The sequence below is a fragment of the Achromobacter sp. LC458 genome (genome assembly GCF_001005835.2).
GTDB lineage: Bacteria > Pseudomonadota > Gammaproteobacteria > Burkholderiales > Burkholderiaceae_B > Achromobacter > Achromobacter spanius_B.
This window is the reverse complement of sequence record NZ_LBHW02000018.1, coordinates 73,150-88,181: the sequence shown is the minus strand read 5'-3', so window position 1 is coordinate 88,181 and position 15,032 is coordinate 73,150. Positions and strand designations below refer to the sequence as shown.

The following is a 15,032-nucleotide window of genomic DNA, read 5'->3' as shown; positions in this document are numbered from 1 at the left end:
TCATTACCGAAAAGCAAAAATGCCTTACTACGAAATGAAAAAACGGGCGATTTGTCTTGCCCTGCAATCACTTGGCCTGAGCGGCGCGTGGTCGTTGAGCCTGCTGGCCGCGACGCCCGCGCTGGCCCAGAACATCACGTGGACCGGCACGCAGAACAGCGATTGGCAAGACGCGCAAAACTGGTCCACCGCGACGCTTCCTGGTGCCGCCGGTTATTTATTCATCAATAGCGTGGCGCCCAACGCACCGGTTATCAACAACAGCGCCGGACAGGCGGGCATATTGTTTCTGGGCGCAATCGGCGGCCCATCGTTGACGTTGATCAATGGCGGGACGTTAAACAGCGACAGCGCCATCGTCGGCAACTCGAATAATGGCTTTACGGCCGGCACGTCCGAGCTTGAATCTGGTACGGCTACCATCAGCGGCGCCGGCTCGCAATGGAACGCCACCTTTTTAACCCTCGGTTTATATGGCGCGGGCACGTTGAACATTACCGCGGGCGGCAAAGCCGTCACGGCCAACACTGTGTCGCTGGGCGCGCAAGCCACGTCCCACGGCACACTGAATATTTCGGGCGTGGGCAGCGCGTTGCAGGCGGGGCAGATTACCGTCAGCGACAGCGGCGCCAGCGTGTTGCGAATTTCGGATCACGGCACGGCGCAGGGTTCCTCCTTGCTGGTCGCCAATAGCGCGGGCTCGGTGGGTACCGTCGAGATCCTCGGCGCCGGGGCCTCATTACAGACCAGCGGCAGCATGACGATCGGCGCGCGCGGCACGGGCACCGTCACCATCACCGGCGGCGCGTCGGCCACATCGGCCACCCGAACCTATTTGGGCTCATATGCCGGCGGTGTCGGCAAACTGGCGGTGTCCGGCGTTGGCAGCCGGTTCTCGTCGGTGAACGATATGGTCGCCATCGGCATGGATGCAGGATCGAAAGGCGAACTGACGGCAACGGACGGCGCGCTGGTCGACACGTTTCAGATCGTGGCGGGATACAGCGCGGCAAGCGAGGGCACCGTCGTCGCCGACGGCCCGCAAACCAAAGTCAGAACGAACAGCGCATTCCTGGTGGGCTATCAGGGCAAAGGCACCGTCAGCCTGTCCAATGGCGCCATGCTGGAAACGGCTAACCGCGTCCGGATCGGTGACGCTACCGGCTCGACCGGCACCCTGAATATCGGCGCCGCCGCCGGCGATGCCGCCACGGCTCCCGGCGTGGTGCAGGCGGCGCTGGGCGTGCGCTTTGGCAATGGGACCGGCAAGCTGGTCTTCAACCACACCGGCACGGATTATGTCTTTGCCCCCGCAATCAATTCCTTGTCACCGGGAATGGGCACGATCGACGTGCTGGCGGGCACGACCATCTTCACGGGCGATTCCAGCGCCTTCAGCGGGCAGACCCATGTGCAAGGCGGCGCCCTGACGGTGAACGGCATCCTGGGCGGCACGTTGAACGTAGCAGGCGGCGCGTCATTGCGCGGGGTTGGCCAGGTTGGCACGACCACGCTGCAAAGCGGCGCCATCCTGTCGCCCGGCAAGCTTGGCGGCGCGCTGACCGTAGCGGGCGACCTGACATTCTCGCCAGGATCGGTCTACCAGGTGATGGCGGATTCGCAATCGTCGGCAAGCAGCCGCGTAGTGGTCAGCGGCACGGCGAATCTGGCGGGGTCCGCCGTCCATATCGGCCCGGATGGCGGGTTCCAGACGCAGCGCGAATACACCATTCTTAGCGCCGGCACGATCAACGGGCGGTTCGACTCCTTGTCGTCCAACTACGCTTTTCTGGACCCGGCGTTGCATTACGACGCCCAGAACGTCGTGATGCAGCTTGGCCGCAAGCAGGTGCCCGTGGACCCGGGTACGCCCGGCACCCCGGAAACGCCGACCCGCCCCATCGCCTTCGCCGACGCGGCGCAAAGCGGCAACCAACGTGCCGTGGCTAATGCGCTGGACAGCCTGCCCGCCGGCAACCCGCTGCACGACTACATCCTGACGCTGCCGGAAGGCGCCACCAGCGCCGCGTTCAACAGCCTGTCCGGCGAAGCGCACGCCAGCGTGACCTCCAGCCTGACCGGCTTTAACAACACGGTGCGCACCGTGCCGCTGGCCTATCTGCGCGCCAATATGGGCGCCGGCATGCGGCCGGGCGCCCCCACCGCGCAAGCCAGCGGCACGCCCTTAGCGTCCGCCTTGCCTTCGTCAAACGCGCAGCCCGCCTGGGCCGAAGTGATCGGCAACTGGCAAACCTTGAAAGGCAACAGCGATGCCGGCCAAGTCCGCCAGAAGACAGGCGGCGTCTTCGCCGGCGTGGACCATGCCCTGGGCGGCGGCTGGCGCCTGGGAGGCGCGCTGGGCTTTACCGACGCCGACATACGCGTTGACGACCGCTCGTCCAAAGCCGACGTCGCCGGGTACAGCGCGGCCGTGTTCGGCGGCAAAGTGTTTGAGATGGGGCCGGGCAAGTTGAATCTGATGCTGGGCACGTCGTACACCTGGCACGACATATCCACTGAACGTCACGCCAGCGTGGCAGGTGCTTCGCAAAAGCTGACGGCCGATTATGGCGCCAGCACGACGCAATTGTTCACGGAACTGGGCTACGCCCTGCCCGTTTCGGAACACGTCAGCATCGAGCCCTTTGCCGGCCTGGCATGGAGCGACACGCGCACCCGCGGCTTCTCGGAATCAGGCGGTTCAGCCGCGCTGCGCGGGGAAAGCGACAGCACCACGCAGACCACCAGCACGCTGGGCTTGCGCGCACTGACGAACTTTACGGTGGGCCAAACCGAAGGCCGCCTCCAGGCGACGTTGGGGTGGCGACATGCTTTTGGCGATGTGCAGCCCCAATCCGTGATGTCTTTTGATGGCGGACAAGCCTTTACCGTGGCTGGCGCGCCCATCGCACGCAATGCCGCGCTGGCCGAGTTGGGCGTCGAAACCGCCGTCACCAAAAACGCGACGATTGGTTTGACCTACAGTGGCCAGTTCGGCGGTGGTAACCGTGAAAACGCGGGGTCACTGCATATGACATGGAGATACTGACCGCCGCGTTTTGTTTTGTCGTTCAATAATAATTAGTGTTTCAAACTTCGCATTTTATATAACAGGATGGTATCTGCCTGCCATTTATTAATACTGCGGTTGGTATCCGCCGCGCCTGCGATTTCAGAATGGATGGTATCTGTTTGCAGGCGTTTTGTTATATAAAAGAACTGGTATAAATTGCGTCCTTTTTTTCGTTAACCCATTCGGTCCACACATATTGGCCTGTTACGTAGAAATACGTTTAAAACAATCCAGCAATGTTTGTGCCGTGGATTATTAATCGAGACAAAGGACGCAGTTTTGATATACGGCACGAAGAAGTGGCTGACGGCGACACTGGCGCTGGGTACAACTTACTGCGGCGGCGTCATGGCCGCCGACTTGACGGTTTCGCCCGGTAATACGCAAGTGTTCGATGGCTCGGCCAATTACGCCGGGGGCGTGGACGTCAACGGCGGTACGCTGGTTATCGGTGGCAATGGCGGTGGCGCGGGCGTCACGCTGGGCGGCAACGTCAACGCATCATCGAATGGCACGGTGGCGGGCTTCGGCACCGTCAATGGTGACTTGAACGTCTCCGGCGCGCGGGTTGCCCCCGGCTACGAAGTCGGCACGCCAACGGGCGTTTCCAACGGCAACCTGGTCGTTAACGGCAACCTGTCGATGAACAACAGCGTGTTTGCCTTCGAGACCGGCTACGCGGGCCTGCCCATCACCCAACCCGGCACGGGCGACAACATCACGGTCCGTGGCGACGCCGCCATCAACAACACGACGCTGAACGTCACGGTGAATACCTTGGGCGTGAACGCGGGCTATTACCGCATCCTGTCGTACGGCGGCAGCTTGTCGGGCAACGGGCTGACGCTGGGCAGCGTCACCGGCGACTCGGCACCCGGGGCCACCATCCAGTCGTTGACGGGCGATAAGCAGATCAACCTTATCCTGGGCCCCAGCACGACCAATCTGTGGAACGGCAACGGCGCGGCATCCGCCACGCGCGCGGGTGGCGGCAACGGCACCTGGAGCGCCGCAAGCACAAACTGGAACAGCCCCGGCAACGCCACGGGCGCCCTGCCGGATGGCGGCTACGCGATTTTCACGGGCGCGGCCGGCACGGTTACCGTGGACGGCGGCGCGGGCCCTGTCCGCGTGTCCGGCATCCAGTTCGCTACCGACCGCTACCGTCTGCAAGGCGCGCCCATCACGCTGGTGGGCAACGGCGGCAACCCACCGGCCATCGTCGTGGGCGATGGCACCTATGCCTCGGGCCAGTTCGTCGACATTATCGACAACCCCTTGCAGGGCACACAGGGCTTCGTCAAGACCGGCCCGGGCTCGGTCATCCTGACCGCCGACAGCAGCGGCCTGACCGGCCCCATCCTGATCGCGGACGGCGCACTGGAAATCGACGGCAAGTTGAACGGCCCCGTGGATATCGGCCGCGAAGTCGTGCTGGCCGGGGTGGGCCAATTGGGCAGCACCACGCTTTACCCGACCGCCGTGGTGTCGCCGGGCAATGATGGATCGCCCATCGGCACGCTGACCATCAACGGCAACCTGAACTTTGGCCAGGACACGATCTATCGCGTGCACGCCGACCCGGCCAGCAGCGCCAGCGACCGCATCCACGTCACCGGCGTTGCCTACCTGGACGGCAGCGTCGCGCATGTGGGCCCGGACGGCAACTACGCGCCGCGCACAACGTACAACATCCTGACGGCGGATGGCGGCATCCAGGGCCGGTTCACGGGCGCGTCCAGCGGCTATGCGTTCCTGACGCCCACCCTGAGCTACGACGCCAAGAACGCCTTCATGACGCTGACGCGCAACGACGTGCCGATCGGCAGCGTGGGCAACACGGGCAACGAAAACAGCGTGGGCGGCGCACTGGACCAGGAAGCACCGGCCGCAGGCGGCAACGGGTCCGCGTCGGCGGGTAATGGCTCGGCGCCGGCAGGCGGTGGGTCGGCGTCCACCGGTAATGGCTCGGCGCCGGCAGGCGGTGGGTCGGCGTCCACGGGTAATGGTTCGACGCCGGCAGGCGGCGGGTCGGCGTCCACGGGTAATGGTTCGACGCCGGCAGGCAATGGTTCGGCGCCTGCGGGGAACGGTTCGACGTCCACCGGTAATGGCTCGGCGCCGGCAGGCAATGGATCAACGTCCACGGGTAATGGATCGGCGTCGGCAGGCACCGGCTCGACGTCCACCGGCAACGCGTCGACCGCAACCGGCGGCACTTCGGCCTCCACCTCCACCTCCTCCGCATCGACGACGCCCCCCGCCACCGGCAACGGCGCCACGCCGACTACCCCCGGTTCCACGGTCGTCGCCAGCGGCAGCACACCCGGCAAAGCCACGGCCGCCAGTCAGGTAACCAACGCGGTGCTGGCCATGACGCCGGGCCAAGCGCGAGCGGCCCTGGCGATGCTGTCTGGCGAAGCGTACGCCAGCACCACCAGCATCCTGCAAAGCCAGTCGGATGCCGTGCGCACCCTGCCCCTTTCGCACCTGCGCGCCAACCTGGACGCACCCGCGATGGCGGGCCGGCCCACGGCGCAACTGGGGTCACCCTCGTCCAACGCGCTACCGCAAAGCGGTGCGTACCCCGTATGGGCGCAGGCGTTCGGCAACTGGAGCACGTTCAAGGGTGACGGCAACGCGTCCAGCGTCAACCAGTCGGCCGGCGGCTTCTTCTTCGGCGCCGATGGCGACGTGGGCAATGGATGGCGGATGGGCGGCGCGCTGGGCTACATCGGCAGCCACAACTCGATGGCTGACGTATCGTCGCGCACGAACGTCGACAGCTACACGGCATCGTTGTTCGGCGGACGCAATTTCAGCGCAGGCCCGGGCGCCATCCGGTTCATGGCGGGTGCTGCGTACACGTGGCACGACATCGACGCCAAGCGCAACGTGGCGGCCGGCAGCCTGAATCAACGACTGGAATCGTCTTACCACGCGTCGTCGACGCAGCTGTTCACCGAACTGGGCTACAAGCTGCCGATGAGCGACACGACCAGCATCGAGCCCTACGCCGGCTTGGCGTGGAACCAGCTGCGCACGCGTGATTTCAAGGAGACGGGCGGCACGGCGGCATTGCACGGTTCGGGCAACACGGACGACGTGACCAGCACCACGCTGGGCCTGCGCGGTTCGTGGGATTTCGCATCCAACCGCGCGCCGGGTCGACTGACCGCAACGCTGGGCTGGCGCCATGCGATGGGCGATGTGAGCCCCAAGCAGGAATTGGCGTTTGAAGGCGGCAGCACGTTCTCGGTGACAGGCGTTCCCATCGCGCGTGACGCGGCAGTGGTGGGCTTGGGCGCTGAAATGGCCATCGCCCGGAACACCACGGCGGGCGTGGCCTACGACGCGCAGTTCGGCGGCGGCAACCGCCAGCAGTCGGGTGTGCTGAAGTTGGCGGTTCGGTTCTAAGAAGGAAAGTCCGGGAGCGGGCTCAGGGAGCCCGTTCTTGGATGCCGCCTTGGACGCCGGCTTTGCGCGGCGGTCCCGGATGCTGGTCTTGGCCGGCGGTCCTGGATGCCCTTCTTGGGCCCCGTTATTGGTCGCCCCGTTCTTGCCGTCCGTTCTTGCCGTCCGTTCGTAAAGGCAGATCCAAGCAATCCCCCCGGGAGGTTCCGCGAAGCGCCTCCGACCCGCAGATGAAAAAAAACGCCGCAAAAAAAAACGCCGCTAGTGATAGCGGCGTTTTTTTCATTGCGGGTCTTGCGGTGTTCTGTGGTGGGCTGAGCGAGACTCGAACTCGCGACCAACGGATTAAAAGTCCGCAGATCTGCAAATCCCTGTAAGTCACAATGTCTTTTTAATCAACGACTTGCAACGATAGCCCCAATCCATCAACTGGACATTCAACCAGGGATTTGCAGAGATTTATGTTCATTTTCAATGATGATGGACAAGATATGGTCAAGGCCAGGCAATAGGCTCGTCGCACGCTCCCCGCGGATTCTCCCCCTCTGGCCGATCTAGCGATCCCCTTTTTCACCCTTCAATTCTCGCCGCGCCCTCCCGAAACCATATTGAGGCCGATGGGACGGCATCCCCCCTCGTGCACCGAATCGCTTGCCCACAAATTGGCCGCAAGCGTTCGCGCACGCCAAAATCGAACGCAGGAGCCCCGTATGGCCAAGTCGCCCACGGCCTATCCCCCGGCCGCAGCCTTTGAATTTCCGTCCACGGCGCGCGACGCACGTCACGCTGCTCGTACTTGGTTTGAGTCGGCCCCGGAGATGAGTCCGGCCCAGTACCGCGACCAGCAATTTATGGAGCATTGCAAGGGCAAAGCCGACTCGCCCCTCGAACGCAGAATCCGGCGGGACGCGTTCAAGCAGGCATTCGCTGAGGCCATGGGCCACATCGTGGTGGAGGAGGCGCGGCTTCATGCGCTCCCTGCTTGAACGCCCGATTACGTTCCGCCTGTCCGATGCCGCCCGCCGACGGTACGAGCAAGCAGCTGCGGATCGCGGCATGACGCTCTCCGCGTACCTGCGGGATCGGCTCGAAGTCGACGACCAGGTCGCCGAACATGTCTCGCAGCTACGCCTCACCCTGCTGGACAATGCTCCGAGCGGGCAATCCGACGCTTCGCTGCTGCCCATCCTCCTCGAACTGTTGCTACTCACGAGGCGACAGAGCCAACCCGGCGAGTTGCGCGCCGTCCATCATGAACTTGAACGGCAGGGCGTGATGCCCCGGACTTTCAAGTAACTCTTAGGATCCCCCATGCAAGCACCCCTTCTGGCGGCCGTCGTCTCGGCGGCCTGCCTTCTTTCGGCCTGCGGATTCGTGCCGCCCGCCCCTCCGACCCCCCCGGACTCGGGACGCATCCTGATCAACCATGCGGATCCGCGCACCGTTCTACCGGGTAAATCGCCGACAGCCCTGGCTTCGGCAGACATCCCCCCGATCCCGGTGCCCGAAGCGCCGCCCAAGCTTGAAAGTCCAGCGTCCCCCGCCAGCGCCACGTCGCCGATGGCTACCGATGCAACGGCTGCTGCCCCTGGCGCCAGCACCACCGCGACGCCGGCACCGGGTGCCGAGACGACGGCACAGACCACTGAGGCGAGCACAAGTCCGCAGCAGGTCGCAGTCGCGCCTGGCCCCGTCATCACCGTGGAGGTCGCTTCGACGGAGCCGGTCGCCGAACCGGAAATCGTGGAACCGCTCAAGCAAATTTGGCGCATCAGCCCGCAGGACGGGACGGTCCGCCAAGCGCTCGTGCGCTGGGCGTCCGACGCCAACTGGACGTTTGGGCCTGATCAGTGGGAACTGAATTTCGACATACCGATACAGGCTCCGGCCGAGTTCGAGGAGGCCTCCTTCCGGGAGGCCACCCAGGCGCTGTCCCAGGCGGTCGCTATGAGCGAATCGCCTATCCGCCCCTGCTTCTACGGCAACCGCGTCCTGCGCATGTTGCCCTTCACCCGCAGCTGCAATCGCTCCCCCGCCCCGCAATCCTAGCCGTGGCATTGACCAGGAATACCCATGACTGCATACCGCACTGTAGCGGCCGCACTGACGCTTGCAGCGCTGTCCGGCTGCTCCGCACTCCAATCGACAGACCGAGTCAACGCCCGTGCTGAGCACGAGGGTTCCAAGGGCACCTTTGCCATGGACGCCTTCAAGGGCATGGCAGGAGACACCGACCGCGCCAAAGGCCAAGTGGTTGAACTGCCGTGGATCGCAGGCCGGCCCCAGCCGCTTGCCCGCGATGTCACGCTGCCTCCAGCGCTGCGTGCAAACCTCAACACGACTCTGTTGTTCGAGAACAGCGCGGCAGACCTCAAGACGCTCGCCGACCGCATCCAACTCGCCACCGGCATCTTGACCCACGTGTCGGCAGACGCGTTGCTGCCGGCCGAATATTTCCTTCCGCGCCTGGCAATCGAGCAGGGCATCGCCACCGCAAGTGCCAGCGTCACGGCGGCCACAGCCGACACGCTGGTTCCGGCCCTAATCCCCGGTATTGCCGTTGACCGCATTGCAGGCCCGGTACTGCCCCAGGGGGTTGCGCGCACGAAGATGGCTCCTTTGCCCCCTGGCCAAGCTCCGTTGGCGTCCGTGTTGGACTCGATTGCCCTGCGGTTGGGCGTTTACTGGCGCTACGACGAAAAGATCGGTGCGCTTCGCTTCTATCGGACGGAGACCAAGAGCTACGTCGTCCGCACGCCCACCCAAGCCGCTGAAGAAAACCTTCAACGCGACATCAAATCGGCGAATTCGACGCTCGCGGACAAGTCGACCAACAGTTCGAAAGAAGAAGCCCGTGAACTGGCCGCTGTCGTCACCAAGCTCAGCCAGTTCCTCAGTCGCGCAGGCGTAATCAAGTCTGCGGACGGTGCGGCCAACACCATCGTGGTCACCGATACAAAGGATGCGCAGGATCGAATCGGTGAATTTCTGGACGCTGAGAATCGCCAGATGACGCGTCGGGTGCGCCTCGTCTTTGAAGAGATCACCGTCCAACGCGATCGCCTGAACCAGGGCAGCGTCGACTGGAAAATTCTGTTCAACAGCCTCGGGCGCGGGAACACAGCATCGGCAACCGGCGTAGGCCCCTTGCTAGACGCAGCCCAGGCGGCGGGCTCAGTGGGCGCTTCGGTGGGCAGCGGCCCCTTCGCTGGCACCAACATCGCACTGAGCGCGCTTTCGCAACTCGGGTCGATCGTCAATCACAAGAGCATTCCGCTTCTTTCGCAGAACCGCCGCCCCGCGAAGTACGACACGCGCAACACATTCCAGTACATCAAGGATCTGCAACAGACACAAAGCACGTCCGACAGCTCGGCGCCGACCGTCACGGTCACGCAAGACGAAAAGACGGTCGGGACGTTCCTCACTGTCGTGCCTGACGCGCAAGATGACGGCCAGGTTCTGCTGACCATCGCTTACGACGACACCCGGCTCATCGAAATGAAGAAGCAGCCGCTCGGGTCACGTGACGATCAGTCGTTCGTGCAGCAGACCAACATCGGCGGCCAAGGGCGCGTACAGCAGGTAATGGTTCGCCCCGGAGAGCAGGTGGTCATTGGCGGATATCAACAGTTTGCCGACAGTTCGACCCGCCGCCGTCTTGACGACAAAGCGCCGATGGTCATGGGCGGGTCTGACGCCTCGCAAGAGCAGCAACTGCTGACAGTGGTGCTCGTAACCGCAATTCCAGAAGAAGGATTCTGACCTTGGCAACGCGACAGAAAGTCGCTCGGCGCACGAGCTACAGGCTCGTCGCGATACCGGGCTCGCCTAATCAACTCGTTTTTGGGCTCAAGTGGCGAACAGTCCTGGGCGAAGACCTCCAGAAACTTGCACTCCAAGCCGCACGCAAAGCCAAGGCAACGCACTACGTGCAAAGTGATGCGCGCAGCTCGTCTGTCGGTCTGGTGACGGCCAAAGGCAGCGAAACACGTGCAAAGACCCGGGCAACGCTTTTCTCAGGCGCCGCCGCATTTGCACAGATGCACCGACATGGCACCCATGTTGTCGCATGCACACTGCCCGATCAATCCGTATGGTTGGCGGTTGTGATCGACGGCGTCGTGCAGACGGGCGGCGACACAGTATTCCCCGACCAGGCTGCGGCGAAGACTGCCGTGGACGAAGTCACGACGCGCTACCGGGAACATCAGTTGCATAGCGACTACCTCACGCAAGCGCGCGTGTTCTCCTTGCAACAGCTCACCGCGCATGTGAATGCACAATCGGCGCTGCGCAGGGCTTCCTTCAGACTGTCCATGGTGTCGCCCATCTGGTGGGTGCTAATCGCTGCGGTCCTTGTCTACGAGGCATGGGATTTTGGGTCCACTTGGTGGGAAGAACGACAGGCACGACTTCAGGAGTTGGCAGAAGCAGCACAACCCCAATTCGATGCCACTGCGCTCTGGAACAACGCCATAAGCACCTGGGCGAAGTCGGTCCGGACCCAGGGCAGCACGGGCCTGGACGTACTTCTCAATGAGGTCCTCGCAGTGCCGGTAGAGCCAGGGCGCTGGCGATTGACCGAAGTCGATTGCCGACCGGGGGCAGGGACGTGTGCTGCGACCTACCGCCGCACGCGTTTGGCTGACAACCATACGCTGCGGGCGGCGCTGGCTGACTCCTTCCGCATCGCTCATTCGGATTTAGATACCGCAACCGCGACCTGGCAACTGTCAAAGGCCCTTGCAACACAAATTCTGCCGTTGAAGGACCTTCCGGCACCAGATGTGGTCCAGACGGTCTGGGAGCCAAGCTGGCAAGCACTTCGACCGGCGTTGACAGACTTCACATTGTCAAAGCCGGCAAGCGCGCAAGTTTTGGTCCCCAACATCAAATTGCCCAACGGCCTGGAACAACCCGTGCCGATGCCACAGGGCACGAAGCTACCCGCCAGCCGCGCGCTGGTGATCAATGCCCCCTTGCGCTCGCTCTATGGCCTGGCCTTGCCGACCACGACCCTGATAACGCAGCTGCATGTGCGTTACCAGCCGGATTCGGCGCCAGGACTTGTCACGAGCGCCTTCTCGGCCACATTGAAAGGAGATATCTATGTACTCGCGCCGTGAAGATTCGATGCGCGCTCGACTTGCCTTTTGCCTGGCTGGCCTAGCCCTAGCGATCGGCATGCCAGCCACAGGGGCAGCGCAAGCTGACAAGTTATCGGTAGCGCCTGAAGCCCCGGCGGCACCGCCGAGCCATTTGGTACGCGAGCTGCTGGAGCATGACGCAAACCAAGCGCTCGCCCTGGAACGCTCGAAGTCCAAGGCAGCAATCGCAGGTTCGCCGCTCGGCGCACCGCCAACGATGGCCACCGCTCCGGCTGATGCGGAACAGGCGGCGGCAACCTCAACATCACCCCCAAAACAACCCCTGGCGCGGCTGGTCGCCATCGTCGGCGTTGGCGGTCGCCTCGCGGCGCATCTGCAGCTGGACAACAGACAGGCCGTCTATCTGAACGGGAAGGCCTCACCGGTCACAGGTCATGGCCAGGGCATGCGTCTGCTGGAAATTTCTGCTCCCTGCGCTACGTTTTTGTCTCAAACGGATGAGACGCTCACCTTTTGCCTAAACGAGAGGACTCCATGAAGCTAGGAATTTTCCAATGGGCGCGTCGAATGACGCGCATGCTGCGCGTTGGTTTTCGCGAAGAGGAACCGGCCCCCGTCCTTAGCATGGCGCCAGCGCATGTCCAGGAGACCGACTCCCTGGAAGGGCATCTTGATTCCTTTGAAGACGTCGACCGCCTGCATCCGCCCTTTGAACTGCTCCGCGTCGACTGGTGCGGCTCCGAAGCTGCCGCGAAGGCGTGCGTAGCGCAGCTAGAGGGCAACAAATACGTCGTATTCGTCAAGCAGGGTGAGCAGGAATCCGATGTCTACCGCGCAGTCCTACAACGCGCTCGTGAAGCAGCCAAAAGCGACGAGGTCGACATCTACACGGTCAACCCTGTCGTGCTGCTAGCTTTGGTCCGGGAACGCATGCAGGCGAAGGACGTCAAGCAACGCACGTCCCGCACGCGTTCGCTTGGTGCCCGTTCGGCCGTGCGCGTCGGATTTCACGATCTTTCCGCCTGGGGCATCCGCAACGGCGCAAGCGACATGCACCTGAACATCGACACGACCGCCCCAATTTCCCGCGTCAGCGCGACGATCGATGGGCAGTACACGACGCCCAAGCAGTTGAGCATGCCTACTGAGCGCCTAATCGAAATGGGCAACGTCGCATGGATGGACGTTCACGGTGGAAGTGGGCTATTCCTCGACATGGCAAAGGAACAGCAAGGTCGACTGTACGAGGTGGTCGATGGGCGCTCCTACATGCTCCGGTGGGGCTCGTTCGTTACTGACAAGGGTCCATCGATCACGCTTCGGATACTCGACATGGAGGCGAAGGTTGAACCGGTCGACATGGGAACGCTGGGATTTCTGCCCTCGCACATCGCCAAGTTCCAGCGCTGTTTGCAAAGCATGGGCGGGGCAATCGTTATCGGCGGCATCCCTGGATCTGGCAAGACCGTGACCAATGCGCAGCTGATCGTCCGGTTGCCTGAGACGCGCAAGGTCATGACCATTGAGGATCCCGTTGAACTGACCATACCCAGAGCGCTGGCCGCAAGCCTCTCGAGGTCGCTTGATGGCTCAGATCGCGACGCAATGCGCTCGAAGCTCATGGCGCTAAAGCGCGCAGCGGCAAGCGATGTATTTCTAGGCGAAATCCGCGATCAACTGACCGGTTCTGCCTTTGTAGACATCGTTCTAGCAGGCGGCAGCTTGTACACCACGACCCACGTCGGGCATGCGCTGTCCATCCCGCAACGGTTTGCATCCAGCGAAATCGGTGTGCCACGCGCAACACTGGGAACCCCAGGCGTCCTCAAGCTTCTGGCACACCAGGCGCTGATGCCTGTCATGTGCAGCTGCGCGCTTCCCGCTTCCTCGTTGCTCGACGGTGCTGCCGACCGGCTGGGCGTCCGCCAAGATCGCGATACGTGGTCTCGGTACCTAGGAGACATCGAAGCCCTTTACGGATTCGACAGTTCGCGCATCAGGGTTCGCGATCCGCTGGGATGTGAAAAATGCCGAATAAAAGGTATCCCGGAGCTTTTTGGATATGCGGGTCGAACAGTCGTCGCCGAAATGTTCGAACCGTCATCCGATCCAGACGCGCTGCGGGCCATCAGCCAAGGCGATGAGCTGCGCCTGCGCGAAATCTACGCTGGCCACCGCGCGTCTGGCTACGACCAGCCGGACATGGAAGGAAAGACCACCATGGATTGCGCCGTCTACAAGATGAGCCAGGGCATGATCGACCCGCGCGATATCGAGCCGCACTTCCAAGCATTCGCGACGCTATTGCGTGAAAGGAAGCGAGAATGAAACTGCCGTTCGTACTCACAAGGGTTGGACAGGCTGCGAGCAAGTTCGCCCGCCAGCGAGCCGATTGGTATGAGTACCTGGCGGACATGGCAGAGGACAGCCAGGGCCAGCGCACGATCTTGAACATTCTCGACGGAGACGCCCAGCGCTATGGGCGAAGCGCGCGGGGCATTCTCTCCGCGTACTGGGCGCACAAAATTGTCGAGACCGGCAAGATCGGCCTGACGCTACACGGCACGCTACCTCCCAAAGAGGTCGCGGAATTTGTCTCGTTGCAGGGCCAAGACCAAGCGGTCCTATCAAGCGGCCTACGCGATATGGCCGGCCTCGTGCGGCTTAACGCCAAGCTGCGGGGGATTCTCGTTACGACGCTGTTGGCGTCGGTGCTGACCTTGATTCTTCTATGGCTCGTAATCATGGTTGCAATTCCCTACTTCAGCGCGCCGATGATTATCGACGCACTGCCTGTAGTCCCCAGGGCGTACCTAAGCCCATCTACGCGGGCATTCTTCGACTTGGCCGAATGGATACGAGATAACGGCAATCGAATTTGGGTCGGAGCACTGGTACTAGCGCTTGCATTCAGGTTTTCCTTCCCCTACTTGGACGGTCCGATACGAAGGTTCCTAGATCGCTGGGGACCATACCGCTTGTATCGGGACGTACAGGGCATCGGCGTCATCAGCACTGCGGCAACTGCCGTCAAACCAAGGACCGGAAAGACGATGCAGCTACGCGAGGCCATCGAACTCCAATTCGACGGTGCATCTCGTTGGCTGACCGGCCGCTTGCAGGCCATTCAGCACCGCCTCGAAGACTCTGAGTCGGGCGCACGAGTGTTCGATGTTGGCCTGATGGACCGTGAGACATATTGGTACCTCGAGGACCTCACAAGCACCCTGGGCTTGGACGCGGCGTTGCAGAAGACTCGGCAGCGGATGGAATCCGTTGTCCTAAAGCGAGTCGAGACGAGAGCGAAAGTGCTCCGCTGGGTCATCTTGGGCTGCGCCGTGTTCGCAATGGCGGGCCTTTATGGCTGGCATCAAAGCGTCCTATGGGATCTACAAAACGGAGCAATGCTCGACGCCATGAGTTAGAACCCGCCA

10 protein-coding genes are annotated in these 15,032 nt (G+C 62.7%); all 10 read left to right on the top strand.

What is annotated here, in order from left to right:
- The first annotated feature begins 19 nt into the window (after positions 1–19).
- The 10 genes from YH64_RS16585 (at position 20) to YH64_RS16535 (ending at position 15,023) form a co-directional block, all read left to right on the top strand.
- Entirely contained in the window at positions 20–3,049 is a 3,030-nt protein-coding gene (locus YH64_RS16585; protein ID WP_052945984.1) for an autotransporter outer membrane beta-barrel domain-containing protein, read from the top strand.
- 303 nt (positions 3,050–3,352) lie between these two features.
- Entirely contained in the window at positions 3,353–6,490 is a 3,138-nt protein-coding gene (locus YH64_RS16580) for an autotransporter domain-containing protein (RefSeq protein WP_046804236.1), read from the top strand.
- 707 nt (positions 6,491–7,197) lie between these two features.
- Positions 7,198–7,473: a hypothetical protein gene (locus tag YH64_RS16570; RefSeq protein WP_046804237.1), complete on the top strand. Its 276-nt coding sequence runs from the start codon at positions 7,198–7,200 to the stop codon at positions 7,471–7,473.
- Positions 7,457–7,783 carry a hypothetical protein gene (locus YH64_RS16565; protein ID WP_046804238.1) on the top strand — a complete coding sequence of 109 codons (327 nt, stop codon included), beginning with the start codon at positions 7,457–7,459 and terminating at the stop codon, positions 7,781–7,783. The genes YH64_RS16570 and YH64_RS16565 overlap by 17 nt, the downstream gene beginning before the upstream one ends.
- A gap of 15 nt (positions 7,784–7,798) precedes the next feature.
- On the top strand, positions 7,799–8,536 hold the full coding sequence (locus tag YH64_RS16560) for a TcpQ domain-containing protein (RefSeq protein ID WP_082134430.1): 738 nt from the start codon (positions 7,799–7,801) through the stop codon (positions 8,534–8,536).
- A 24-nt stretch (positions 8,537–8,560) separates the two neighbouring features.
- Positions 8,561–10,252 (top strand): type II secretion system protein GspD, encoded by a 1,692-nt coding sequence (locus YH64_RS16555; protein ID WP_082134431.1) that lies wholly within the window; start codon positions 8,561–8,563, stop codon positions 10,250–10,252.
- A 2-nt stretch (positions 10,253–10,254) separates the two neighbouring features.
- Positions 10,255–11,616 (top strand): hypothetical protein, encoded by a 1,362-nt coding sequence (locus YH64_RS16550; protein WP_143215409.1) that lies wholly within the window; start codon positions 10,255–10,257, stop codon positions 11,614–11,616.
- A complete protein-coding gene (locus YH64_RS16545; RefSeq protein ID WP_046804240.1) occupies positions 11,600–12,136 on the top strand; it encodes a hypothetical protein in 537 nt (178 codons plus the stop codon). Before YH64_RS16550 ends, YH64_RS16545 begins: the two co-directional genes overlap by 17 nt.
- Complete coding sequence (locus YH64_RS16540) at positions 12,133–13,926, top strand: ATPase, T2SS/T4P/T4SS family (RefSeq protein WP_082134432.1); 1,794 nt, start codon at positions 12,133–12,135, stop codon at positions 13,924–13,926. The genes YH64_RS16545 and YH64_RS16540 overlap by 4 nt, the downstream gene beginning before the upstream one ends.
- The gene (locus YH64_RS16535; protein WP_046804241.1) at positions 13,923–15,023 is read left to right on the top strand and encodes a hypothetical protein; all 1,101 of its coding nucleotides are present in this window, start codon (positions 13,923–13,925) and stop codon (positions 15,021–15,023) included. Before YH64_RS16540 ends, YH64_RS16535 begins: the two co-directional genes overlap by 4 nt.
- Positions 15,024–15,032 lie beyond the last annotated feature (9 nt).